This is a genomic window from Streptomyces sp. NPDC018947 (genome assembly GCF_044390505.1).
Classification (GTDB): domain Bacteria; phylum Actinomycetota; class Actinomycetes; order Streptomycetales; family Streptomycetaceae; genus Streptomyces.
Genome location: NZ_JBIRZD010000002.1, coordinates 313,107 through 337,375, shown reverse-complemented (window position 1 = coordinate 337,375; position 24,269 = coordinate 313,107). Strand labels below are relative to the sequence as shown.

26 protein-coding genes are annotated in these 24,269 nt (G+C 71.1%); 20 read left to right on the top strand and 6 right to left on the bottom strand.

The window, feature by feature from the left end:
* Nucleotides 1-76: 76 nt before the first annotated feature.
* Nucleotides 77-544, top strand: coding sequence for a hypothetical protein (locus ACH499_RS06150; RefSeq protein ID WP_399014058.1), 468 nt, complete (start codon nt 77-79; stop codon nt 542-544).
* A 109-nt stretch (nt 545-653) separates the two neighbouring features.
* Here the strand turns inward: ACH499_RS06150 and ACH499_RS06145 are convergent, their stop codons facing one another.
* On the bottom strand, nt 654-1,412 hold the full coding sequence (locus ACH499_RS06145; protein WP_399014057.1) for a hypothetical protein: 759 nt from the start codon (nt 1,410-1,412) through the stop codon (nt 654-656).
* Between the two features lie 271 nt (nt 1,413-1,683).
* Here ACH499_RS06145 and ACH499_RS06140 point away from each other — a divergent pair, with 271 nt between their 5' ends.
* Nucleotides 1,684-2,520 carry a DUF2182 domain-containing protein gene (locus tag ACH499_RS06140; protein ID WP_399014056.1) on the top strand — a complete coding sequence of 279 codons (837 nt, stop codon included), beginning with the start codon at nt 1,684-1,686 and terminating at the stop codon, nt 2,518-2,520.
* Nucleotides 2,521-2,634: 114 nt separating this feature from the next.
* Nucleotides 2,635-3,291: a DUF1326 domain-containing protein gene (locus ACH499_RS06135; RefSeq protein ID WP_399014055.1), complete on the top strand. Its 657-nt coding sequence runs from the start codon at nt 2,635-2,637 to the stop codon at nt 3,289-3,291.
* 37 nt (nt 3,292-3,328) lie between these two features.
* Here the strand turns inward: ACH499_RS06135 and ACH499_RS06130 are convergent, their stop codons facing one another.
* Complete coding sequence (locus ACH499_RS06130; protein ID WP_399014054.1) at nt 3,329-4,039, bottom strand: class I SAM-dependent methyltransferase; 711 nt, start codon at nt 4,037-4,039, stop codon at nt 3,329-3,331.
* 252 nt (nt 4,040-4,291) lie between these two features.
* Here ACH499_RS06130 and ACH499_RS06125 point away from each other — a divergent pair, with 252 nt between their 5' ends.
* The 6 genes from ACH499_RS06125 to ACH499_RS06100 are packed head-to-tail and all read left to right on the top strand — an operon-like array spanning nt 4,292 to nt 9,976.
* Nucleotides 4,292-5,020, top strand: a complete 729-nt coding sequence (locus ACH499_RS06125) for a DUF1684 domain-containing protein (RefSeq protein ID WP_399014053.1) — start codon at nt 4,292-4,294, stop codon at nt 5,018-5,020.
* Between the two features lie 46 nt (nt 5,021-5,066).
* A complete protein-coding gene (locus ACH499_RS06120; RefSeq protein WP_399014052.1) occupies nt 5,067-6,584 on the top strand; it encodes an ABC transporter substrate-binding protein in 1,518 nt (505 codons plus the stop codon).
* Complete coding sequence (locus ACH499_RS06115; protein ID WP_399014051.1) at nt 6,584-7,549, top strand: ABC transporter permease; 966 nt, start codon at nt 6,584-6,586, stop codon at nt 7,547-7,549. The genes ACH499_RS06120 and ACH499_RS06115 overlap by 1 nt, the downstream gene beginning before the upstream one ends.
* The gene (locus ACH499_RS06110; protein ID WP_399014050.1) at nt 7,546-8,418 is read left to right on the top strand and encodes an ABC transporter permease; all 873 of its coding nucleotides are present in this window, start codon (nt 7,546-7,548) and stop codon (nt 8,416-8,418) included. Before ACH499_RS06115 ends, ACH499_RS06110 begins: the two co-directional genes overlap by 4 nt.
* A complete protein-coding gene (locus tag ACH499_RS06105) occupies nt 8,415-9,215 on the top strand; it encodes an ATP-binding cassette domain-containing protein (protein ID WP_399014048.1) in 801 nt (266 codons plus the stop codon). The genes ACH499_RS06110 and ACH499_RS06105 overlap by 4 nt, the downstream gene beginning before the upstream one ends.
* The gene (locus ACH499_RS06100) at nt 9,212-9,976 is read left to right on the top strand and encodes an ABC transporter ATP-binding protein (protein ID WP_399014047.1); all 765 of its coding nucleotides are present in this window, start codon (nt 9,212-9,214) and stop codon (nt 9,974-9,976) included. Before ACH499_RS06105 ends, ACH499_RS06100 begins: the two co-directional genes overlap by 4 nt.
* A gap of 60 nt (nt 9,977-10,036) precedes the next feature.
* On the opposite strand, the gene ACH499_RS06095 is transcribed toward ACH499_RS06100, so the two are convergent.
* The 3 genes from ACH499_RS06095 to ACH499_RS06085 form a co-directional block, all read right to left on the bottom strand.
* Entirely contained in the window at nt 10,037-11,524 is a 1,488-nt protein-coding gene (locus ACH499_RS06095) for a penicillin-binding protein 2 (RefSeq protein ID WP_356204768.1), read from the bottom strand.
* Between the two features lie 247 nt (nt 11,525-11,771).
* Entirely contained in the window at nt 11,772-12,401 is a 630-nt protein-coding gene (locus tag ACH499_RS06090) for an MBL fold metallo-hydrolase (protein ID WP_399014046.1), read from the bottom strand.
* A complete protein-coding gene (locus tag ACH499_RS06085; protein WP_399014045.1) occupies nt 12,398-13,483 on the bottom strand; it encodes an S-(hydroxymethyl)mycothiol dehydrogenase in 1,086 nt (361 codons plus the stop codon). The genes ACH499_RS06090 and ACH499_RS06085 overlap by 4 nt, the downstream gene beginning before the upstream one ends.
* Nucleotides 13,484-13,636: 153 nt before the next feature.
* Here ACH499_RS06085 and ACH499_RS06080 point away from each other — a divergent pair, with 153 nt between their 5' ends.
* The 4 genes from ACH499_RS06080 (at nt 13,637) to ACH499_RS06065 (ending at nt 16,236) form a co-directional block, all read left to right on the top strand.
* Complete coding sequence (locus ACH499_RS06080) at nt 13,637-14,926, top strand: LuxR C-terminal-related transcriptional regulator (protein ID WP_399014044.1); 1,290 nt, start codon at nt 13,637-13,639, stop codon at nt 14,924-14,926.
* A gap of 104 nt (nt 14,927-15,030) precedes the next feature.
* Nucleotides 15,031-15,486: an SRPBCC family protein gene (locus tag ACH499_RS06075; protein ID WP_399014043.1), complete on the top strand. Its 456-nt coding sequence runs from the start codon at nt 15,031-15,033 to the stop codon at nt 15,484-15,486.
* Between the two features lie 142 nt (nt 15,487-15,628).
* Entirely contained in the window at nt 15,629-16,021 is a 393-nt protein-coding gene (locus ACH499_RS06070; protein ID WP_365603253.1) for a carboxymuconolactone decarboxylase family protein, read from the top strand.
* Nucleotides 16,022-16,023: 2 nt separating this feature from the next.
* Nucleotides 16,024-16,236: a hypothetical protein gene (locus tag ACH499_RS06065; protein WP_399014042.1), complete on the top strand. Its 213-nt coding sequence runs from the start codon at nt 16,024-16,026 to the stop codon at nt 16,234-16,236.
* Between the two features lie 36 nt (nt 16,237-16,272).
* Here ACH499_RS06065 and ACH499_RS06060 read toward each other — a convergent pair whose 3' ends face one another.
* Nucleotides 16,273-17,364 (bottom strand): hypothetical protein, encoded by a 1,092-nt coding sequence (locus ACH499_RS06060; protein WP_399014041.1) that lies wholly within the window; start codon nt 17,362-17,364, stop codon nt 16,273-16,275.
* 276 nt (nt 17,365-17,640) lie between these two features.
* Here ACH499_RS06060 and ACH499_RS06055 point away from each other — a divergent pair, with 276 nt between their 5' ends.
* The 7 genes from ACH499_RS06055 (at nt 17,641) to ACH499_RS06025 (ending at nt 24,122) form a co-directional block, all read left to right on the top strand.
* On the top strand, nt 17,641-18,243 hold the full coding sequence (locus tag ACH499_RS06055; protein ID WP_356204756.1) for an XRE family transcriptional regulator: 603 nt from the start codon (nt 17,641-17,643) through the stop codon (nt 18,241-18,243).
* Nucleotides 18,244-18,380: 137 nt separating this feature from the next.
* A complete protein-coding gene (locus ACH499_RS06050; protein ID WP_399014040.1) occupies nt 18,381-19,496 on the top strand; it encodes an ABC transporter substrate-binding protein in 1,116 nt (371 codons plus the stop codon).
* Nucleotides 19,497-19,499: 3 nt separating this feature from the next.
* Complete coding sequence (locus ACH499_RS06045; protein WP_399014038.1) at nt 19,500-20,378, top strand: ABC transporter permease; 879 nt, start codon at nt 19,500-19,502, stop codon at nt 20,376-20,378.
* Nucleotides 20,375-21,166: an ABC transporter permease gene (locus ACH499_RS06040; RefSeq protein WP_399014037.1), complete on the top strand. Its 792-nt coding sequence runs from the start codon at nt 20,375-20,377 to the stop codon at nt 21,164-21,166. The genes ACH499_RS06045 and ACH499_RS06040 overlap by 4 nt, the downstream gene beginning before the upstream one ends.
* Entirely contained in the window at nt 21,156-22,325 is a 1,170-nt protein-coding gene (locus ACH499_RS06035) for an ABC transporter ATP-binding protein (protein WP_399014036.1), read from the top strand. The genes ACH499_RS06040 and ACH499_RS06035 overlap by 11 nt, the downstream gene beginning before the upstream one ends.
* Complete coding sequence (locus ACH499_RS06030) at nt 22,322-23,728, top strand: NAD(P)/FAD-dependent oxidoreductase (RefSeq protein WP_399014035.1); 1,407 nt, start codon at nt 22,322-22,324, stop codon at nt 23,726-23,728. Before ACH499_RS06035 ends, ACH499_RS06030 begins: the two co-directional genes overlap by 4 nt.
* A gap of 16 nt (nt 23,729-23,744) precedes the next feature.
* On the top strand, nt 23,745-24,122 hold the full coding sequence (locus ACH499_RS06025) for a cupin domain-containing protein (RefSeq protein WP_399014034.1): 378 nt from the start codon (nt 23,745-23,747) through the stop codon (nt 24,120-24,122).
* Nucleotides 24,123-24,269 lie beyond the last annotated feature (147 nt).

Here is a 24,269-nt window from a genome sequence, read left to right as displayed (position 1 = left end):
GGCCTTCGTGGGCGGGATGAGGTTCGTGTGAATATTGCACGGGCTTGAGGCGCCCCTGACGAAGGGAGAGGGCAGCATGGCGAAGCGCAAGATCGTCGATGAGGGAGAAGTCATCCGCTGGTTCGAGCAGGGGTGGACCTACCAGCAGATGATGGATGAGTACAAGAGGAAGTACGGCATAGAGACCGTCTCTTCGATGTGGGGGAACTTCCGCTACCGCAAGGGCCTGACCAGGCGGATCGCACGCAACGACGACCTGATCCCCTGGGCCGTGAAGCCCGAGCACCGGCAGCTCTACCCGGTCGCGATGCTACGGGTCGAGGGGCGGCGTCGCGCCGGCATGGAGCTGGACGAGGACCGGCTCAACCGGCTGGCGTCCTGGAGGGCGATGCTGGAGGAGGAGGACGCGGTCGTCCACTACGACCCGGACACGGCCGAGGGCTTCTTCTACGTACCCCGGGAGCCGCAGGACGACGACATCATCCGCCGCCCGGCGCGGAAGACCACCCAGCGCCGCAACGCGGACGAGCGCAAGGGCACGTGAGGCCGGTGAGGTGGGCGCCCGCCCGGCCGATGCGACGCCTCGTCACCTGTTCCGGACCGCGGTGACCGGGGCCCTTCGCCGGGCTCGGCCCCGGCGTGAACCGTGAGTGCTACGGCCGGAGTTCGGCGAGGACCGCCGCCCGCAGGCCGTCCCGGTCGTGCCGCAGCAGGCCCGGCAGGGCCGCGTTCCACCGCGCGGCCATACCGCCCAGCTCCCGTGCCAGGGACCGGTGCAGCCGTCGCCGGGCCACCCGCAGCACCACAGCCGCCACCGGGCGCAGCAGATGCCGGCCGCGTACGGTCACGGTGACGCCGACCTCCCAGCGGCCGAGGTCGGCCGGTCGCGGCACCGCCTGTATCCCGGCCCGGAACAGTCGGTGGTCCAGCCGGCCGTGGAGGGGCGGTGTGCGGGCGGCGCGCCCCTGGTCCGCCGCGGCCCACCAGGCGTCGCCCCGCAGGACCGCCGAGCCCCAAAACGCCGTCGACGCCGGCCGCCCGCCCGCGCCTTGCGCACGGCCGCTCAGCTCCAGCAGCCGCAGCCGGTCGGCGCCGTGCAGCGCCACCTGGAGGGCGAGGTGTCCCTCCGGGGTCCGTACGTCGACCGCTGCCCGCAGGCGGCTGTGCCGGTTCCACTCCCGGATACGGACGCGGACCGTTCCGGCGTCGTCCTCGGTGGTGTACACGGCGCCGGGCCGCAGATGCCGCCCTTCGGCCAGCCGCGTCCCGGGTACCGCGCTCCCGTCCGGCAGCAGGAGCCGCCCGGCTTCGGCGCGGCTCGCCCCCGCCAGGTCGAGGAGGACACCGACGGCGTCCGCGCACCAGGGGCGGGGCAGGGCGTCGACGAGCACGGTGTGGCGGAAGGCGACCATGGCCGCAGCATGACGAGTTCGCCGCTCACCCCGTCAGACACCGGAGCGGCAGCGCAGACCCCGGCCCGGGTGCCGGATCCCGGCAACGCGGCGCCCTGCGGGCTTCGGGGCGTCGGACGGCCCTCGTGGACAGCGCGTCGCCGACCCGCCGCTCGCGCGGCCCCCCGAGGCTGCGGAGGGCCCGCCTCGCCGGCCGCACCACCCACCGGAGCGGAGTCGCGGCGGGGCGGAGGGCGTGCTGTCCTGGGGGTGTAGGCAGGGGAGTGCAATGATGCGGCATCTCCGGACTTCCGTCCCCGTCTCCGCCCGGTCCCCCGCGCCGACCGCGGCGGGCGGGGGTCTGCTGCCGGCGAAGGAACTCGCCGTCGCGTGGTCGCTGATCGTCCTGATCGCCGTGCCCGCCTGGATCCTCACCGTCGGGCAGGCCCGGGACATGGGGGTCGGGCCCGGCACGATGGGCATGGCGATCCCGCTGTTCCTGGTGCTCTGGGTGACGATGACGGCGGCCATGATGCTGCCGTCCATGGCGCCGGTGGCCCTCACCTGGGTGCGGGGGATCGGGCGGCGGTCGTCCGGGTGGAGGCGGGCGGGCCGCACGCTGGAGTTCGTGGGCGGGTACCTGCTGGTGTGGACGGCCTTCGGGCTGCTGGCCTACGCGGCACTGGCCCTCACCGGGGACCTGGTGGACGATCACCCGGCGGCGGGGCGCTGGATCGGCGCCGTCGCCTTCCTGCTGGCGGGCCTCTACCAGCTCGGGCCCCTCAAGAACGTCTGTCTGCGGCACTGCCGCGACCCCATGAGCCAGTTGGTGCGCTACGCCGGGTTCCGGCAGCCGGCGCGCGATCTGCGGGTGGGCGTCCACCACGGCACCTACTGCGTCGGCTGCTGCGCCGGACTGATGGTCGTCCTCGTGCCGCTCGGGATGATGAACGTGGCGGCGATGGCCGGGCTGGCAGTGGTGATCTTCGTGGAGAAGCTGTGGTCGCGGGGGCCGCTGCTCGCCCGCTCGGTGGGAGTCGTCCTCCTCGTCCTCGCCGTGCTCGCGCCGTTCCAGGACTGGCTGTTGCCGGGATTGCAGGAATCGTCTCCCTCGATGGACGGCATGTGAGCACGTGCGGCAAGCTGGAAGAGAGAGGCCGCCTCGCGGATCCGCGTGCGGGCTCGGGAAGCGCGGTCTCGCCACTCCGAGTGAGTCCCCCGGACTCGACGGGAGGGAAGCGAGATGACGGAACAGGTCACCACCGGGACGAGCTGGCATCTGGCCGGCGACTGGTTCGACGTGTGTAAATGCGCCATACCGTGCCCCTGCACGTTCGCGCAGCCCCCGACCTACGGCGACTGCGAAGGCGTACTGGTCTGGCACATCCGTGAGGGCAACTACGGCGACGTACGCCTCGACGATCTCAACGTCCTGATGCTGGGCGCCTTCACCGGCAACGTCTGGGGCGGCGAGCACAGCGACGCGTACGCGGCGGTCTTCCTCGACGAACGTGCCGACGACCGGCAGCGCGCCGCGCTCGGGACCGTTTTCGGAGGTGAGGCGGGCGGCTGGCCGGCGCGGTTCGGGGAGATGCTCCGGCCCGAGATGCGCGGCATGGACATCGCGCCGATCCGCGTGGAGATCGACGAGGACCTGGCCACCTGGCGCGCCGAGATCCCCGAACGGGTCACGGCCACCGCCGAGGCGCTCACCGGTCCGACGACGCCGGAGGGCGCCCGCGTCCAGGTCCACAACGCTCCGGGCGCCGAGGTCGGACCCGGGCAGGTCGCCACCTGGGGCCGGGCCACCACCGACCGCGCCGACGCGTTCGGCTTCTCCTGGGAACGCTCGGGAAAGTCGAGCAAGTACTTCCCGTTCGACTGGGCGGGGCCCGACTGAGAGCGGGGCAGGTGACGACGCCACGCCACCGCCCGGCTCAGAACGCGCGGAAGTCATCGAAGGACGGCTCGAACGAGGGGTCGGGCAAGCGATAGGCCCTGCACCGCACCCCGTCTCCGTCCCGAGGTCCGGCGCCGGTCGCCTCGCCGGGAAAGGCGTCGGGGATCTCCGTCCACCCGAGGTTCCGTTCGTAGTACCGCGCGGCCGTGTGCACGGACGGCCACCAGTCGTCGTCGATCACGATCAGGCCCCCGGGGCGGACGATCCCGCGCAGGAAGTAGAGGTCGACGAAGACCTCGTGGAACCGGTGACTGCCGTCCACGAAGGCCGCGTCGGCCACGAAACCCTCGGTGAGGAGCCGCGGGAGCGCGACCGACGACGGGACGGGCATGAGCGTGGCGATCGAGTCCAGCCCGGCGGCGCGCAGCAGGTCCCAGCCCGCGTTGCGGTACTCGCTCTCCTGGAACGGGTCGATGACGACGTGCCGGGGGAACGGACGGCCGGCGGTGATCAGCGCCTCGCCGATGGCCAGTGCGGAGCCGGCGTAGGCGAGACCGACCTCGACGACCTTCCCGGCCCGCTCGGCGACCATCAGATCGCGGAGCCGGTCGCAGTGCCGCTGCGGCACGGAAACGGTCTCGAAGTCCCCCTGCCGTTCCCGCGTGCGCGGCGGTCCTTCCTCCGTGAGCCGGCGGCGCACCTCGCGGACCCTCGTGGTGCGCGCGTCCGCGTTCGTCGTCCCGGTCACTTCCCGGCGGTGAGGCGTCATCCAGGTGATGTACCCATGGTCCGGCGACGGGGTCACACGCCTCGTGCTCCGAAACGCCAGGCGCCCCGCCCGCTGCCGCGGGGCCGGGCGCCTGGCGCGTCCATCAGCGGTCTCAACAGGTGAAACGCGCGTTTGACATTAGATGACCTTATGGAGGATAAAGAACTTGCTTTGGCCATGTATTAACGCAGTGTCGTTGACCGGCCGTCCTCCTAGCCGAATGAGCATGCCGTGCACCAGCCCGCCCCCGCAGCGACCCCCGCCGACCCCGAGGACCGCTGGAAGGACTGGTGTGCCGGGCGCCGCGCGGCCCTGACCGCCCCCACGGGCAACCTCGCCCTCGTCGAGACCCGCTGGCTGCCGGCGGGGGAGCGCCCCGACGCCGAAGCGGCCCGGGCGGGCACCCCGGACACCGTCACCGTCACCACCCTCAGCCGCACCGACATGGTCACCGGCGAGCCCGAGCACGGCCTGCGCTTCTGGGACGCCGCGGCACCGGCCCTGACCGCCTTCGACCGTGTGGACGTCTTCGACTACGACCCCGCCTGGGTCCTGGAGGCCGCCTACACCCCGGTCCCCGGCGCCCGCCGCGTCGCCTTCGAGCACATCCGCGACAACGGCGGCACCCGCGACCTCGTCGTCCCCGGCGACATCTCCCTCACCGTGGACGGCCGCGACTACACGCTGAGCGCCTTCGACGACGACGGCACCCTGCTTCTCGTCTTCGGCGACCCCACCAACGGCGACACCACCTACGGCGCCGGGCGCTTCCTCTTCGTCGAGCGCACCGACGACGAACAGCGCGTGGTCCTCGACTTCAACCGGGCCTTCGTACCGCCCTGCGGGTTCTCGGATCAGTACAACTGTCCGATGCCGCCGCGGCAGAACCGCTTCCACCTGCCCGTCGAGGCCGGCGAGAAGCTCCCCGTCTTCCGCGACGGCTTCACCGGACAGCACTGACGGTCCTCCTTCCTCCCGCCCCACCGCACGAAAGCGCCCGCACGCCATGAGCCTCAAGAAGACGTCCCTGTACGCCGTCACCACCGCCGCGGCCCTCTCCCTGGCCCTCACCGCCTGCGGCGGATCCACCGGGTCCGCCTCCTCCGGCGGCACCTGGGACAAGGACGCCACGGTCAACATCGGTTCCCTGTACGAACCGCAGAACCTCGACAACACCGCGGGCGGCGGCCAGGGCGTCACCGAGGCCCTCAACGGCAACGTCTACGAAGGCCTGTTCAGGCTCACCGACGACGGCGACGTGGAGAAGCTCCTCGTCGCGGACTACAAGGTCGGCGACGACGGCCTGACGTACACCTTCACCCTCCGCGACGGCGTGAAGTTCCACAGCGGCAAGGAACTCACCAGCGCCGACGTCAAGTACAGCCTGCAGAAGGTCCTCGCCGAGGACTCCCAGTCCGCCCGCAAGAGCAACCTGGAAGTCGTCAAGGACATCGCCACCCCCGACACGAAGACCGTGAAGGTCACGCTGTCGCAGAAGTCGATCTCCTTCGTCTACAACCTGTCCTACGTCTGGATCATCAACTCCGAGGCGAAGAACCTCAAGACCACCGAGGACGGCACCGGCCCCTACACCCTCGCCAAGTGGACCCGCGGCTCGGCCCTCGGCCTCCAGCGGTTCGCGGGCTACTGGGGCGAGGCCGCCGCCAACAAGGAAGTGGTCTTCCACTACTACAAGGACGCCACGGCCCTGAACAACGCGCTGCTGACCAACGCCGTCGACGTGGTCACCAGCGAGCAGTCGCCCGACGCCCTGGAGCAGTTCAAGAACAACCAGAACTACAAGGTCAACGACGGCGAATCCACCACCAAGCTGCTGCTCGCCTTCAACGACCGGGCCAAGCCCTTCGACGACGTCAAGGTCCGGCAGGCGGTCTCCGCCGCCATCGACGACAAGAAGCTGCTCCAGTCCGTCTGGGGCGACTACGGCCGGCTCATCGGATCGATGGTCCCGCCCACCGACCCGTGGTACGAGGACCTCACCGACGTCAACGCCCACGACGTGGACAAGGCCAAGAAGCTGCTCGCCGAGGCCGGTTACGAGGACGGCTTCACCTTCACCCTCGACACCCCCAACTACGACCCGCACCCGACGGCCGCGACGTTCATCAAGTCGGAACTCGCCAAGGTCGGCATCACCGTCAAGATCAACACGATCACGCCCGACGAGTGGTACACGAAGGTCTACCAGAACCACGACTTCACGGCGACGCTCCAGGAGCACGTCAACGACCGCGACCTCGTCTGGTACGGCAACCCCGACTTCTACTGGGGATACGACAACAAGCAGGTCACCGCGTGGATCGACCAGGCCGAGAAGGCCTCCACCACCGCGGAGCAGACCGAACTGCTGAAGAAGGCCAACCGCAAGACCGCCGAGGACGCGGCCAGCGACTGGCTGTACCTGTACCCGCAGATCGTGGTGGCCAACAGCAAGCTCTCCGGCTACCCGCTCAACGGCCTGAACTCCCAGTTCTACGCCTACGACATCCAGAAGAAGGGCTGATGGGCCGCTACCTGCTGCGCCGGCTCGCCTTCCTGGCCGTGTCGCTGGTCCTGGCGAGCGTGGTGCTGTTCGTCCTGCTGCGCATGCTCCCCGGGGACCCGGCCAACGCCCTGACGTCGGTCGGCGCCAGCCCCGAGCAGATCGCCGCGGCCCGCCGCTCCATCGGCTCCGACCGGCCGCTGCCCGAGCAGTTCGTCCACTGGCTCGGGCAACTGGCGACCGGCGACCTCGGCACCTCCTTCGTCAGCTCGCTGCCCGTCGGCCCCGAGGTCACCGCCCGCCTGAACGTCACCGTGCCGCTCACCCTGGCCGCGTTCGTCCTGGCGGTCCTCATCGCCGTCCCCGCCGGGTTCGTCGCCGCGTACAAGCGCCGCACCTGGTACGGGGCACTGCTCAGCGGCGTTTCCCAGCTCGGCATCGCCGTGCCCGTCTTCTGGCTCGGCATGATCCTCATCGCCGTGTTCGCGCTGAACGCGGGCTGGCTGCCCTCCGGCGGCTTCCCGCAGGACGGCTGGGCGGCACCCGCCGACGCCATCCGCTCCCTGGTCCTGCCAGTCGTCACCATCGCCCTGGTGATGAGCGCCTCCCTCATCCGGTACGTCCGCTCCGCCACCCTCGACGTCCTCGGCAGCGACTACCTGCGCACCGCCCGCGCCCTCGGCGAGAGCTTCGGTACCGCCATGCGCAGGCACGGCCTGCGCAACGCCTCGGTCCCGGTCATCTCCGTCCTCGGCATCGAACTCGCCTCGACCCTGCTGGGGGCCGTCGTCGTGGAGTCCGTGTACGCGCTGCCCGGCCTCGGCTCGCTGCTGGCCACCGGCATCACCCAGCACGACTACCCGGTGATCCAGGGCGTGCTGTTCGTTTCCACCCTCGCGGTGCTGCTCATCGGCTTCCTGGCCGACCTCGTCCAGCGGATCGTCGACCCGCGGCTGCGCGGACGGCTCTCGGGAGGCACACGATGACCCCCACGGACCTCCTGGTCCGCCCGGCCGGAACGGTCACGGGCCGGCGCTCCCGCCGGCGCTCCGTCACCCTCGTCGTGGGCTGCGTCCTGACCGGCCTGGTCGCGCTGCTCGCCGTCGTGTCGTTCGTGTGGCTGCCCTACAGCCCCGACGACACCTCGGGCGGACGCCTCGCCGGACCGGGCGGGGGACACCTGCTCGGCACCGACAAGCTGGGCAGGGACCTGTTCACCCAGCTCATGACCGGCGCGCGCATCGCCTTCGGCGCGGGCCTCGGCTCCGTCACCGTCGCCGCGCTCATCGGTGTCACCCTCGGCGTGCTCGCGGCCTTCGCCCAGGGCTGGCTCGACGACACGCTCTCCGCGTTCCTCGACATCCTCATCGCCTTCCCGACGCTGCTGCTGGCGATGCTCGTCGTCGCCGCCCGCTCGGCCACCCTCGGCTCGGCGGTCCTCGCCATCGGCCTCGCGCAGAGCGCGGTCGTGGCCCGCCTCGTCCGCATCCTGGTCAAGCGGGTCCTCACGCAGGACTACATCACCGCGGCCCGTACCTCCGGCACCTCCTGGCCCCGCACCGTCGCGGGCCACGTCCTGCCGAACATCTGGCCCACCCTGGTCGTCAACCTGGCCCTCCAGTTCGGCCTCGCCGTCCTCGCCGAGGCCGGCCTGTCCTACCTGGGACTGGGCGCCCCGCCGCCCAACGCCTCCTGGGGGCGCCTGCTCCAGGAGGCCCAGGCCACCTTCACCACCGCCCCGGCCGGCGCCCTCGCCCCCGGCATCCTCCTCGTGCTCCTCGTGATCGGCGTCAACCTGATCGCCGACGGACTGCGCGACGTCCTCGACCCGGCCGGCCGCGGGAGGCGGACATGACCCTGCTCGACGTCCGACACCTGACCGTCCGCACCGCCGACGGGCGGCCCCTCGTCAGTGACCTGTCCCTCACCCTCGCGGGCGGCGAACGCCTCGGCCTGATCGGCGAATCCGGCTCCGGCAAGTCCCTGACCACCCTCGCGGTGCTGGGCCTGCTCCCCGAGGGTATGACCGCCACCGGCAGCGTCGTCCTCGCCGGCACGCAGATCCTGGGCGCCCGGGAGAAGGAACTGACCGCCGTCCGCGGCCGGGACGCCGCCGTCGTCTTCCAGGAGCCGCTGACCGCCCTCGACCCCCTGATGCGGGTCGGCCGGCAGATCGCCGGCCCCCTGGCCAGGCGCACCGGTCTGAAGGGCGGCAGACTGCGCGCCGCCACCCTCGACGCCCTCGCCCAGGTGCGGCTGCCCGAACCCGAGCGCATCGCCCGCGCCTTCCCGCACGAGATCTCCGGCGGCCAGCGTCAGCGTGTCGCCCTCGCCGCCGCCCTCGCGTGCGAGCCGGCGCTGCTCATCGCCGACGAACCGACCACCGCCCTCGACGTGTCGGTACAGGCGGAGATGCTCGGCCTGATCGACACCCTCGTCCGGGAACGGGAGATGGCCGTGCTGTTCGTCAGCCACGACCTCGCCGTCGTCGCCAAGGTCACCGACCGGGTCCTGGTCATGAAGGAGGGGCGGGCCGTCGAGGAGGGCGCGGTACGCGACATCGTGGGCGCCCCCCGCCAGGAGTACACCCGGGACCTGGTCGCCAGCGCCCGCGCGCTGGAATCCGCCCTGAACCTGAGGAGCGCGCCGTGACCCCCGTGCTGGAACTCGCCGACGTGTCCGCCCGCTACCGCGGGGCCAGCGCCGACGTGGTCTCCGGCGTGTCCCTCGCCGTTCGCCCGGGGGAGAGCCTGGCCCTCGTCGGCGAGTCCGGCGCGGGCAAGACCACGCTGCTGCGCCTGCTCCTCGGCCTCGCCCGCCCCACCGCCGGCACGGTCCGCTTCGACGGCGCGCCCCTCGCCCTGCGAGACAGGCAGCAGATGCGGAGCTTCCGCCGCGGCGTCCAGTGCGTCTTCCAGGACCCCTACTCCTCCCTCGACCCGCGCCGCCGGGTCGGCTCGATCGTCGCCGAACCCCTGCGCTCCCTCGGCCTGGACACCCGGGCGGGCGCCGCTTCGAAGGTGGCCGCCGCGCTGGAGGCGGTGGGGCTGCCGGCCGACGCCGCCGAGCGGTATCCGCACGAGTTCTCCGGCGGCCAGCGCCAGCGCATCGCCATCGCCCGCGCCACGGTGTGCGAGCCCCGGGTCCTGCTCGCCGACGAGCCCGTCAGCGCCCTCGACGTCACCACCCGCGTGAAGGTCGTCGAGCTGCTGGCCGAGCTGAAACGGGAACGCGGCCTGACGCTGGTGATGGTCTCCCACGACCTGTCGGTCGTGGCGACCCTGTGCGAACGCACCGCCGTTCTGGAGGGCGGCCGGGTCGTGGAACAGGGCGACACCGCGCGTGTCCTCGGCGACCCCGCCCACCCGTACACCCGCCGCCTGATCGACAGCGTGCCCCGCCTGCCCGCCTGACCGCCGGGAGGGGAACCACTCCCGGCGGTCGGCCGCGCCGCGTCGCGGGGCAGCCCGGCGCTAGGGCTGGAGGACCGCCTTCATGACACTGCGTGCGATGGGCGCTCCGAGACGGCCGCCGGAGATGTCCGCACGCGAGATGTCCATGTCGGTCGGGTCGATGAAGACGGCCACCGCGACCGACGAGCCGTCCTCCTTCTCGCCGTAGGAGACGAACCAGCCGTACGGCACCTCGTCGGCCACGTTCACACCGCGCTGGGCGGTACCGGTCTTGCCCCCGACCGTGATCCCGTCGATCCGGGCGCGGCGGGCGCTGCCCTCCTTCGCGGTGAACTCCATCATCTGCTGCACCTTCTGCGCGGTCTCCGCGGAGACCGCCTCGCTCATCACCGCGGGCTGCGTCTTCTCCAGGGTGCTGAGGTCCGGGCCGCGGACCTCGTCGACGATGTAGGGCTGCATCAGCTTGCCGTCGTTGGCCAGCGCCGCGGTGACCATCGCCATCTGCATCGGCGTACTGGTGAGGCTGCCCTGTCCCATACCGGTGAGCGCCGTACCGGGCGCGTCGAGGTCCTCGGGGTAGAGGCTCTTGGTGGCGAGCAGGTCACCGAAGTCGTCGGAGTAGACGTCCTCGTTGAAGCCGAACTTCTCGGCCGTCTCCCGCAGTTTGTCCTGCCCCAGTCGGGACGCGGCGTCCAGGAAGACGTTGTTGCACGAGTGCTGCATCGCGGTCTTCAGCGACGCCTTGCCGCACACCGCGTCGCCCGCCTCACTGCCGATCCTGTTGGTGGACTGCGGCAGGGGGTACGGGGAGACGGCGCCCGTGGGGGCGTCGATGTCGGTGACGATCCCGTGCTCCAGGGCGGCCGCCGCGGTGAGGATCTTGAAGGTGGAGCCCGGCGGATAGGTCTCCCGCAGCGCGCGGTTGGCCAGCGGCTTGCGCTTGTCCTTGTCGAGCGCCACGAAACGGTCGGACTCCTTGAACGTGCCGCCCGCGAACTGCGACGGGTCGTAGGAGGGCGCCGAGACGAGAGCCAGCACCTTGCCCGTGCGGGGCTCCAGCGCGACCACGGCTCCCCGCGCGCCCTTCAGTTCGGTCAGCCCCTCGTAGGCGGCCTTCTGTGCCTTCGGGTCGATGGTGGTGACCACCGAGCCGGCCCGCCGGCCCTTGCCGCCGATCACATCGGCGAACCGCTGGAACGCCAGACGGTCGTCCTTGCCGGTCAGGATGCCGTCGTACGTCTTCTCCAGCAGTGTCATGCCCTGCGCCTGGGACGCGTATCCCGTCACCGGCGCGTACATCGGTCCGTCGGCGTAGGTGCGCTTGTACTTGAGGTCGGTGCCCTCCACCTCGGCGGAGCCGGTGACGGCCTTGCCCCCGACGACGATGTCCCCGCGCGGGGCGGAGAACTGCTCGATCTGCACCCGACGGTTCTTCGTGTCGGCGGCGAGTTCGGGAGCCCGAACGTGCTGGAGCCAGTTCGCGCGCAGCAGCAGCCCGAGCATCAGCAACCCGCAGAAGATCGCCACAGCCCTCAGCGGCTTGTTCACCGGCGGCCTCCGTCGACGTTCGGGGAGGAGGCAGTCCGGGAGAAGGGGTAACCGGGCCCGGTCAGGGCGGATATGGAGGTGGTTCGTCGTAACATGCCGACACCCTAGCCTCCCCGTTCCGTCACAAGATCTCCGGCCGGTGACCGTACGGCCGAGGGACCGGGACCGTGCGGCGGACGATGCCGCCCTGCGGGCCGGGGAAGCGGGCGGACGCGCTGTTCGCCCCTTCGCCGGCCCCGGAAGCGGCTCAGTGACCGCGTGCGATCCATTCGGCGAGGTGCGGTGCCTCCGTGCCGATCGTGGTGCCGTCCCCGTGCCCGGTGTGGACGCGGGTGTCCTCGGGCAGCGTGAACAGCCTGTCGCGGATCGACCCGATGATGGTGGGGAAGTCCGAGAACGAGCGTCCGGTGGCCCCCGGGCCGCCCGAGAACAGGGTGTCCCCGGTGAACAGCACCTTGGCCTCGGGCAGGTGCAGGCAGACGGACCCGGGGGAGTGTCCCGGAGTGTGGATCACCTCGAGCGCCGTGCCGGCCACGTCGACGCGCTGCCTGTCGCTCACGTGCCCGAAGGCCTGGCCGGGGTGGGTCATCTCCCACAGCTCCCGGTCGCCGGGATGCAGCAGGACCGGCGCCTGGACTTCAAGCGACAACCGCGGCGCGACGGTGACGTGGTCGTTGTGGCCGTGCGTGCACACGACGGCCACCACGTCGCGGTCCCCCACCGCGTCGATGATCCTCCGCTCGTCGTGTGCCGCGTCGATGATCACGACCTCGTGGTCGTCACCCACGAGCCAGACGTTGTTGTCGACCTCCCAGGTGCCGCCGTCGAGGGCGAAGACACCGGAGGTGGCCACGCGCTCGACACGCAGGCCGCTCACAGGACCACCACCGAACGCAGCACCTCACCGGCGTGCATGGTGTGAAAGGCCTTCTCGACGTCTTCGAGCGCGATGCGCTCCGAGACGAACCTCTCCAGGGGCAACCTGCCCTGGAGGTACAGGTCGACGAGCATCGGGAAGTCGCGTTCCGGCAGGCAGTCGCCGTACCAGGACGACTTCAGCGCACCACCGCGGGAGAAGAAGTCGAGCAGAGGCATCTCCAGCTCCATGTCCGGCGTGGGAACGCCCACCAGCACGACGGTGCCCGCGAGATCCCGCGCGTAGAACGCCTGCTTCCACGTCTCGGGCCGGCCGACCGCGTCGATGACGACGTCGGCGCCGAAGCCACCCGTCAGCTCGGCGATCGCGGAGACGACGTCGGACGTGCCGGCGTCGACCGCGTGCGTGGCGCCCAGGTCGAGGGCCCAGGCCAGCTTCTTCTCGTCCCGGTCCACCGCGATGATCTTCGAGGCGCCCGCCAGCCGGGCCCCGACGACGGCCGCGTCGCCCACGCCGCCGCAGCCGATGACCGCGACCGAGTCCCCGCGGCCCACCCCGCCGGTGTTGACGGCGGCGCCCAGACCGGCCATGACACCGCAGCCGAGCAGACCCGCGACGGCGGGGTCCGCGGACGGGTCCACCTTGGTGCACTGCCCGGCATGGACCAGGGTCTTGTCGGCGAAGGCGCCGATGCCGAGGGCCGGGGTGAGTTCCGTCCCGTCGGTCAGGGTCATCCTCTGGCGGGCGTTGAACGTGTCGAAGCAGTACTGGGGACGGCCGCGCCTGCACGCCCGGCACCGCCCGCACACGGCACGCCAGTTCAGGACGACGAAGTCGCCGGGCTGCACCGATTCGACACCTTCGCCGACACTCTCCACGGTGCCGGCGGCCTCGTGACCGAGGAGGAACGGGAACGCGTCGTCGATCCCGCCTTCGCGGTAGGTCAGATCGGTGTGGCACACGCCGCACGCGGCGATCGCGACGACGACCTCACCGGGTCCCGGGTCGGGAATCACGATGTCGGTGAGCTCGACCGGAGCCCCCTTGGAACGGGCAATCACTCCGCGGACCTGCTGTGGCATCTGACCTGTATCCCTCATCAGTCGGTGACAACGTGTGCGCACCGGCGCACACACTCCGCGACGTTAGCTCCGGGCCGGGTACGGGCGACCTGTCCGGCCGACTAGTAAAACCTCGACTTCCGGCCGGCCGCCGGACCGGCTATGGTCACGGGAATGCTCGACACCACGACACTGCCGGAGGCGGATCTCCTGGCGCTGCGCGAGGTCATCGAGGGGCCACTGCACGGGATCGCGCGCAGGTTCTCCCGCTTCCTGTCGGACCGGTGGCCGCACACCGCACTCGTCATCTTCACCAGGGAGTGCACCGGGAGGCCCCGGAAGGTCGCCGGCGCGGCCGACATGGTCAACAAGGTCACGATCGACGAGCTGGAGCAGCTCAAGGCCCTCGTCGAGCCCGATCGGCCCCGAAGCACCACGGCGGCGATCGGCGGGGCCACACGCACCGTGTGGGCCGTCCGCGACCCGGTCGGCACGCTGCTCGTCCTCGTGCCGCGCGCCTCCCGCAAGCAGTTCCCTCACCCCATGGCCCTGTCGGCCCTCTTCGGGATCGTCGCGACGTCGATCAGACAGCAGGTCGCCCAGGCCAGCCCGGACTACCTCGCCGAGTCACGCGCGGCGTCCAGCGAGCGGGCCCGCACCATCACCGAGATGGCGGCGGCGCACGAGAGCGCACTGGTCGCCGTCCTGAACACACTGCGCGCCGCCGCACTCGACGACCGCCGGGCCCGTCTGGCCGCGACGGAGACCGCCTCCGCCGCACTGGTGGCACTGCGCTCCGCTCAGAAGTCCGACCTCGCCCTGACCGACGAAGCGGCCCCGGCCGCGTTCACGAAACTGCGCAGGGACGTCCGGCAGGTGCTCAAGCACCACCGGGCCCGCGTCGAATTCGTGCCGCCGGCCAAGGGGACGCGGCCGTTGCCCGGAGAAGTCGCCTACGCCGCTCGCGCGATGACCCGGGCGGCAGTGCTGGCCCTGACCACGCAGCCCGCCCCGTCGCGCCTGCGCATCGCCTGGACCTGTGACGGCACGTCGCTGCGGATCGACGTGCGGGAGCAGGAATCCGGGAGCATGGACACGCACACGCTGTCCCGCCAACTCGAGGGCCGCGCACGCGCGCTCGGTGCCACGGTCGACCTCGACGCCGTACCGGGCTGGGGCAGCCGGGCCGGCATCACCCTTCCTCTCGACCCGCCGGCCCCGCGGACCGGCGAGACGAGACTGGAGAGTCTCAACCCGCGGGAACGGGCGGTCCTGCGGCTTCTCGCGCAGGGCAAGCGGAACAAGGCCATCGCGGACGCGCTCGGGGTCACCGAGAGCACGGTCAAGTTCCACGTCACCGGAGTACTCAAGAAGCTCGACGTCAGCTCACGGGGCGAGGCCGCGGCACTCGCCCTGAGCGGGTACGCGCAGGGCTCGGCGACCGGAGGCCGAGAAGGCGAGTGAAACCCGGTGCCGGCGGATCCCCGACCCGGGCCCGGTTGCCGGCGCACGACCAGGGTGGGTTCATGGAGACGGGCGCCCGACCGGGAAGAGGAGGCGGGGCGGTGATGGGCATCGACGTGACCGTGGAGCGGGCGATCCCGCTGCGCCCCGAGCGAGTGGCCGCCTACGCGATGGACTGGCGCCACGACGCCGAGTGGACCCAGGGCATCCGTACGGCGGAGCTGACGCGCCAGGCGGACTCGGGCGGCTTCGGGGTCGGGGCCGAGGTGACCCGTACCGCGTACTTCCTGGGCAGGCGGATCGACTACGTGCTGCGCGTCGCCGCCCACGATCCGCCACGGCTGCTGGACATGGTGTCGGTCGCGGGCCCGATGCCCATGCACGTGACGTACACCTTCGACCCGGAACCGGGTGGCGGCACGCTCGCCCGGATCCGCGTACGGGGCGACGCGTCCGGCCTGTACGGTCTCGCCGCGCCGCTCATGGGCCGCAGGGTGCGGTCCTCCCTGGCCAAGGACCTGCGGGACCTGGAGGAGCGGCTGCGCACGCCGCAGGACTGATCACGAGGCCCCCTTGTCGCCGCTTCCGCCCCGACCGAGGACGAGGCCCCGGCGGGTGCCGGCAGGAGTCGCAGGGGCCCTCGGCGAGGCCTAGCGTGGAAGGAGGGGGAACGGTTCCGCTCGGCTGGAAGGAGTGGTCGCCATGGCGGGACGCAGCCGGAGCGAGGTGGAGGCGGAGATCAAGGAAACCCTGGGACTCGTACCCCACTTCCTGGCCCGGATCCCTGATGATCTGCTGGACTACGAGTGGGAGATCTTCAAGAGGCTCGAACTCGGCGAGACGCTGATCCCGAACAAGTACAAGGAACTGATCGGGATCGCCCTGCACTCGGAGACGAAGTGCCGTTACTGCACGCTCTTCCACACCGAGGCGGCGAAGCTGTTCGGGGCCACCGACGAGGAGATCCAGGAAGCCGTCCACTACGCGAAGAACAGCCTCGGCTGGAGCGGGTACCTCAACGGCATGCGTGAGGACTACGACGACTTCGAGAAGGAGCTCGGCCAGATCAAGGAATACATGGCGTCGAAGGGCTGATCATGCACCTGGAGTGGGCCCGGCCGGGCGTTCTGCGGGCGACCGCGCACGCCTTCGAGTTCGCGGCGCTGGTGGCAGCCGCCCGCTACGTGGCCGAGTCCGCTCCGCCGGACATCCCCGAGGAGTCGCTGGAGCAGCTCAGACACGTACTGAGCGACTACGACACCCAGACACGCCACCTCCATGAGGCACCTCCCCGGAACGAATCCGACTGATCGCGCACCGGGGAAGTACCGTCGACGGGCACTCTCTCAGGGCCGGGTGAGCTTCTGGAAGAGCGCGGCGATCTCGGCGTCGTCGGCGATCAGGGGGAGCGTGTCGAAGGACAGTTCCCACTCCGCCCCGGGCCCGAACCGCTCGACGATGCCGAACGGGACGTCCGCCCCCTTCTCACTGGTCACCCTGCCGTGCCATTCCACATAGGTGGTGGTCTCGCCGAACGCGACCTGACCCGCCTTCAGTTCCAGATCGGCGTGGTCGAAGAGCCTTTGGAGGTAGGCGATCTTCCCCGCGGTGGTGACCAGCGGCCGGGAGAGCCCCGGCGCGGTGAGCCGGGCGCCGCCCATCCGGCCGGCCAGCGTGGAGACGTCCTCGTCGTTCCACGCCGCGAGCCGCGCCGTGATCTCGTCGGTCTGGAACCGCTGCGGCGCCCCGCCGCGCGCACCACCCGCGTCGGCGACCCCCTCGAACAGGTTCCGCAGCTCCGGAGCGGCCGACCCGAAGACGGCGTACCGGTCGTAGTAGCGCCGCGCCTGGACGGACTTGCCGTCGTCGGACAGCACGTTCCTCGCGATCTGGGGATAGGCCACCTTCCGCCCCTTGACGGTGACCTCGTTCCACTGACCGAACATCACCACCGCACCGTCGGCCACCACCTCGGTCCCCGTGTACCGCAGGTCGGGAACGAGCCGCAGTGACCCGGTGATCGAGTTGCCGATCGTGGTGTGCCCCCGCTGCGGCACACCGCCCGCTTCCCAGAGGGTCGCCTCCTCGTCGAAGATGTCCAGATAGGACCGCACTCTCGGGTGGCTGAGCTCACCCGGCTCCGGCGGCCTTCCGGTCGGCGTCTCACCGAAGGCGATCTGCCGCTTGACGAAGGCGCACGCGTTCGGGGTGATCAGGCCCTCGAGCCTCTCGACCTTCTCCCGCACCTCGGCGCACTCGCTTCCCCGCGCCACCGCGCCGGTGGCCGGTCCCCTGGGACTCGCGGCGGCCGGCACCGCCGGTTCGCTCGTCACCGTGGTGAAGGCCGTCATCGTGGCGAGTGCCGCCACCAGCAGTCCGCTCCGCCCGAGCACCGCCGTCCTCCTGTTCCCGTGCCGCACCTGCTGACCTGTCGACATACCGGCTCCTCGCCTCGATCACTGTGTCGGTGGAGCCACCCTGCCTGCCGACGCCCGGAGTTATCGATTACTCGCGAGGTAATCGACCTCCCCCCGTCCGACACGGGGGCGTGACCTGTCCGGCCGACGCCGTGGGCGGTCGGCCGCACCCGTGCGAGGAAGGTCACGTTCCGGTGACGGCGGGAGCAGGGGCTTGTGCGGCAGGTCACCTCAACATACGGTCCGTATCACGTCAGCGAACAAAGTGTTCGCTGAGGAGGCGTCAGGTGTTCGCCCATGACTGATCACTCGAGGCGGGATCCCTCGGACGAGTCGACCGCGGACGCCGCGGACGCGGCTCTCGGGGCCCGGATCCGGGAGTACCGGATGATGCGGCGGATGTCACTGCGTGCCATGGCCGAAGCGGTACCGGCCAGCCCGGGATTCCTCAGCCAGTTGGAACGCGGGCAGGTCAACGCCTCCATCGGCATGCTCCGGCGGATCGCCGCGGCGCTCGGCCTGACCGTGGCCGATCTGTTCGACCAGGACAGCGCGCCCGGTCCGAGGGTGGTGCGACGGGCCGACCGGCCGACACTGCACACCGCCCCGGGCAGCCGGAAGTTCCTCATCTCGCAGCGTCCGCTCAGTCATCTGGAGGTCTACGCCGGCGAGTTCGACCCGGGAGCCTCCACGGGCGACGACGCCTACACCCACGGCGACTCGCAGGAGATCCTCCTGGTGCTCAGTGGTGCGGTGCGCATCGAACTCGACGGGCGCGCCCACCGGTTGGAGGCGGGTGACAGCATCGAATACCGTTCCTCGGTGCCGCACCGTGTGGTCAACAGCCATGAGGCACCCGCCGAGATCCTCTGGATCATCAGCCCGCCGACCCCGGACTGACCCGGTCCCCGTACGGTCACCCTGCCCCTTCCGCGGTACCTCTCCACGCGCTTCCCGCAGAGCGCCGGCTCCCTGGGCCGAGCGCTCCAGCCCTTCGCGTCCCCATGGTTCTTTGCCGTCCCTTCTTGGAGACAGTAATGCCCGGAACATCACGCACGATCATCGGATGCGCCGTCAGCGCCGTGCTGCTCACCCTCACCGGCTGCGTCGGCACCACCCCCACCGCGGCCGACGTCGACCTCGGCCCGGGCCCCGCCCGGGCGGGCGCGGTCAAGAAGGGTGCGCTCGACGGCGTCGCCCTCACCTTCGCCTCCTACGGCGGCATCTACCAGGAGGGCCAAGAGGCGGCCGCCGTCGAGCCGTTCATGGCCGAGGCGGGCGCCGAGGTGCTCTCCGACGGCCCCACCGACTACACCAAGATCAAGGCCCAGGTCGACGCCAAGAACGTCACCTGGGACGTGGTGGACACCGACACCCTCTGGGCCGAGCGCCAGTGCGGCAAGCTCCTGATGCCGCTCGACACGGAGATCGTCGACACCTCCAGGCTGCCCGAGGGCATGGCGGGCAAGTGCTCGGTGCCGGCGATGAGCTACGGCGTGGTCCTGATGTACGACGAGAAGAAGTTCGGTGACAACCCGCCGAAGGGCTGGGCCGACTTCCTCGACACGGCCAAGTACCCGGGCAAGCGCGCGATACCCGGAATCGCCTCGGACCTGTCCCCGGGGGCGCTGGAGGCGGCACTGCTCGCTGACGGGGTCCCTCCCGACCAGTTGTTCCCGCTGGACGTCGACCGGGCCCTGAAGAAGCTCACGAGCGTCCGCTCCTCCCTCGTCTTCTGGGACACGGGCGCCCGTTCCCAGCAGTTGCTGGAGTCCGGTGAGGTGTCCATGGCCATGGTGTGGTCCGGCCGGGCCTACTCGGCCGTCAAGAACGGCGCCCACTTCGCCCCGCAGTGGAACCAGTTCATGCCGGTCTCCGACTCCCTCGCCGTCCCGGTCGGCGCCAGGAACCCCAAGGCGTCGATGGCGCTGATCAACTACTACCTGGGTGCCGCCCAGCAGACCAGGCTCACCGAGCTGACCTCCTACTCGCCGGTGAACTCCGATGCCGCCCCCAAGCTCGACGAGCTGGGATCCCAGTACCTGACCACCACCTCCGAGCGGCAGGCCCAGGCCCTGAGGATCGACAACGCCTGGTGGGCCGAGAACCAGGAACAGCTCATCCAGAAGTGGTCCGACTGGCTGGCGCGGTAACCCGTGACCGCCCTCATCGACTTCGCGCCCCCGGCCGCCGGCGGCCGCCCCCGGAAGGGATCCGGCGGCCGATGGGGCTGGCTGCTGCTGCCGGCCGTGGTCCTCCTCGCCGTGCTCTTCCTGGTGCCGCTGGGACTGATGACCTGGCGCAGCGTGACCGAGCCGACCCCCGGCGCGGGCAACTACTCCTGGTTCTTCACCAACGACGTCGCCCTCGCCACCCTGGTCCGCACCCTGACCGTCGGCGCCGTCGTCACCCTGGTGACCCTGCTGCTCTCCTACCCGTACGCCTACCTGATGACCGTGGTCGGGGTCCGCGCACGCATCGGGCTCACCCTGCTGGTGCTGCTGCCCTTCTGGACCAGCCTGATGGTGCGCACCTTCGCCTGGGTGGTGCTGCTCCAGGACAACGGGGTGGTCAACCAGCTTCTCGGCACCGTGGGCCTCGGCCCGCTGCAGCTCATCCGCACCCCCGCCGGGGTGGTGATCGGGATGACGCAGGTGCTGATGCCCTTCATGGTGCTGCCGCTGTACGCCGTGATGAGCGGCATCGACCGCCGGCTCTTCCAGGCCGCGCAGGGCATGGGCGCCCGCCCGGCCACCGCGTTCCTGCGGGTCTTCGTGCCGTTGTCCCTGCCCGGTGTCGGCGCCGGCGCGCTGACCGTGTTCATCACCTCACTCGGCTTCTACGTGACGCCGGCGCTGCTGGGTTCGCCCGACCAGGCGTTGATGTCCCAGCAGGTGTTCACGCAAGTCAACGGACTGCTGGCGTGGGGCCGGGGCGGAGCGATGGGCGTGGTGCTGCTGGCGGTGACGCTGGTCCTGCTGGGCCTGGTCGGCGCCGTCCTTCGCGTCACCCGGGCCCGGGGAGGCGCCCGATGAGAACCGGACCCGCACGGATCCTGCTCTGGGCGTTCAGCGCACTGGTGGGCTGCTGGCTCATCGCCCCCACGCTGGTGGTGATCCCCCTCAGCTTCACCGACAAGGCCTCCCTGGTGTTCCCGCCGAGCGGCTGGTCCACCCGCTGGTACGCCAACTTCTTCACCGACCCCCGGTGGATCGACGCGCTGCTCTCCTCGCTTCAGGTGGGTGCCCTGGTCGGAGTGCTGGCCACGGTCCTCGGCACCGCCGCGGCCCTCGCGCTCACCCGGTCGGGCTCGCGCTGGGTCAAGGCGTCCTACGCGCTGCTGCTGGCACCCATGATCGTGCCGACCGTGGTCGTCGCCATCGGCGTCTACGCCCTCTTCCTCCGGTACAACCTGCTGGGCACCCCGCTGGGCTTCGTCACCGCCCACACCGTGCTGGCCCTGCCGTTCGTCATCATCCCGGTGACGGCGAGCCTGCGCGGCTTCGACCGCAGGCTGGAGGACGCCGCACTGATCTGCGGTTCCACCCGGTGGGGTGCCATCCGGCAGGTGACACTGCCGCGGATCGCCCCCGGCATGGTCTCCGGTGCTCTGTTCGCCTTCGTCACCAGCTTCGACGAGGTCGTTGTCTCGCTCTTCATCCAGAGCCCCTACCTGCAGACCCTGCCGGTCAAGATGTTCGCCAGCATCACCCGGGACACCGACCCCACCATCGCCGCGGCCGCCACCCTGATCATCGTCCTCACCACGGTGCTCGTGCTGACCGCGACCTTCGTCACCGCCAGGAGGAACCGTGTCCGCTGAGACCGGCCTGATCAAGGCACGCGGAGCCCGTATCGAACTGGCCCAGGTGCGCAAGCGCTTCGCGGACTCCGTCGCCGTCGACGACGTCTCCCTGGTCGTCGAGCCGGGCGAGTTCATGACCCTGTTGGGCCCCAGCGGTTCCGGCAAGACCACGACTCTCAACATCATCGCGGGGTTCACGCCCGCCACGTCGGGCACGTTGACCATCGGCGGTACGCAGGTGCAGCACCTGCCGCCGCACCGGCGCGACATCGGCATGGTCTTCCAGCACTACGCCCTGTTCCCGCACATGACCGTCGCGGAGAACGTCGCCTTCCCGCTCAAGCAGCGCAAGGTGCCCAGGGCCCGCCGCGCCGAGATGGTCGAAGCCGCCCTGGAAACCGTGCGGCTCGGCGGCCACGGTCACCGCCGGCCGCGCGAACTGTCCGGCGGGCAGCAGCAGAGGGTCGCCCTGGCACGGGCCGTGGTGTACGAACCGAGTGTGCTGCTGATGGACGAGCCGCTCGGCGCGCTCGACAGGAAGCTGCGCGAATCCCTCCAGCTCGAGATCAAGCGTGTGCACCGCGAGGTCGGTTCCACCTTCGTCTTCGTCACCCACGACCAGGAGGAGGCGCTGGTCCTCTCCGACCGGATCGCCGTCTTCGACCACGGAGGCATCCAGCAGGTCGGCACCGCGAGTGAACTCTACGAAAGGCCGCGCAGCCTCTTCGTGGCCGGGTTCCTCGGCGAGTCCTCCACCGTGCGGGGACGCGTCGAGCCGGACGGGGACGGCTCCCGCCTGAGCGTCGGCGAGCACACGGTGCGCGCCAGGGGCCGGCTGGCCCGGGGCAGCGCGGCCGCCGTCGTGGTCCGCCCCGAGCACCTGCGGGTCCAGCCGGCCGCTCAGTCCGTCGACCCCGGAGTCAACGCGCTGCCGGCGCGGGTCGTTCAGGAGATCTACCTCGGTTCCGGACGCAAGCTCGGTCTCGTCCTGCGCGACGGCACCGAGCTGGTCGCCCGGGAACAGGCCGACCGGCTGTCCGGCGTCCGCTGCGGCGACGACGTCACCGTGGTCTGGGACGTCGAGCGCGGCGTCCTGCTCGACGACTCCTCCGGCTCCACCCACCCACCCACGGACGGTGACCGAAGCCCGGTCGCCGCGGAGAAGAGCGAACGATGAGCGAAACGACCCCTGCCATCAGCCCCGCCCTCGTCAACGGAGACGTCTCCTTCTGGTACCGCGAGAGCGGGATCCCCGCCCGCCGCCCGGCCCTGCCCGGCGACCTGGACGTGGACGTCGCCCTAGTCGGCGGCGGCTACACCTCCTTGTGGACCGCCTACTACCTCAAGAAGGCGCAGCCGGACCTGCGGATCGCCGTGCTGGAGAAGGAGTTCGCCGGGTTCGGCGCCTCCGGCCGCAACGGCGGCTGGCTCAGCGCCGAGCCGCCCGGGCAGATGCGCCGCTACGCCAAGGCACACGGCCCGGCTTCGGCCGTGGCCCTGCAGCGTGAGATGTTCTCCTCCGTCGACGAGGTCATCCGGGTCGCCGGCGAGGAGGGCATCGACGCCGACATCCAGAAGGACGGTCTGCTGCACGTGGCCACCAACGCCGCGCAGCAACGACGACTGCGCGAACGGCTGCCGTCGCTGCGCGCCGAGGGCTGGAGCGAGAACGACCTGGTCGAACTCGACCGCGACCAGCTCGCCGAACGGGTGCGCGTCGCCGGCGCCCGCGGCGCCCACTGGAGCCCCCACTGCGCCCGCATCCAGCCCGCCAAGCTCGTACGGGGCCTGGCCGACGTGGTCGAGCGCATGGGCGTCGCCGTCTACGAGGGCACGGAGGTCACCGAGATCCGTCCGCACCAGGCGGTCACCGTCCACGGCACCGTCCGGGCGACGTACGTGATCCGGGCGCTGGAGGGGTTCACCGCCTCCCTGCGCGGCCACCGACGGGTCTGGCTGCCCATGAACAGCAGCATGATCGTCACGGAACACCTGCCCACCCACGTCCGGGAGGAGATCGGCTGGCGCGGCGCCGAACTGCTCGGCGACGAGGCGCACTCCTACTGCTACGTCCAGCGCACCGCGGACGGCCGCATCGCCATCGGCGGCCGCGGCATCCCCTACATGTTCGGCTCCCACGTCGACCAGCGCGGCGAGACCAGGGCCGCCACCCAGGTGCAGTTGCAAGCCGTCCTCCGGCAGCTCTTCCCCAGCACCGAGGGCCTCGCCATCGACCACACCTGGTCCGGCGTGCTCGGCGTGCCGCGCGACTGGTGCGCCACCGTCCACCTGGACGAGAAGACGGGACTGGGCTGGGCCGGCGGCTACGTCGGGCACGGCGTGACCACCACCAACCTCGCCGGACGCACCCTGCGAGACCTCGTCCTGCGCCAGGAGACCGACCTCACCCGGCTGCCCTGGGTCGACCGGACGGTACGCGGCTGGGAGCCGGAGCCGCTGCGCTGGCTGGGCGTGCGCAGCCTCTACGTCGCCTACCGCGCCGCCGACCGCCACGAGAACACCGGCCTCGGGCGCACATCCGTCATCGCTCGCCTGGCCGACGTCATCAGCGGCCGCTGAAAGGAGATCGTCCGCCATGGATGCCCCGACCGTACCCGCCGTCGCCTTCCTCGCCGACGCGCCGGGCGCCGACCTGCCCGCCGTCCGCCCCAAACCCACCAGCACCACCGGCCAGCAGGAGACCACCCACCCCCTGTGGCGCTCGCCGGACGGGCTGGTGGAGGTCGGCGTGTGGGAGTGCGACCCCGGCCACTTCACCGCGACCCGCGACGGCTACGACGAGGTCTGCCAGGTCCTGACCGGCACCGCCACCGTGCGCACCGAGGGCGGCGACACCGTCGAGCTGCACCCCGGTTCCACCCTGGCGATGCCGGCCGGCTGGCGCGGCGCGTGGCACATACACTCGACGCTGCGCAAGGTGTACGTGGTGCGCACCCACCCAGGCGGCGACTGACCGCGGTGCGGAGCGCAGGCCCGAGGGGGCCACTGCCCGCCACGGCGCGCTGCGGCGTCACGGCGTCCCGGGGGGAAGGCCGTGACGCCGAGCACGCCGTGGCGGGAGGCGATCCCGGGTCTTTCGGTGGGCAGCGCTCCCGGGTCT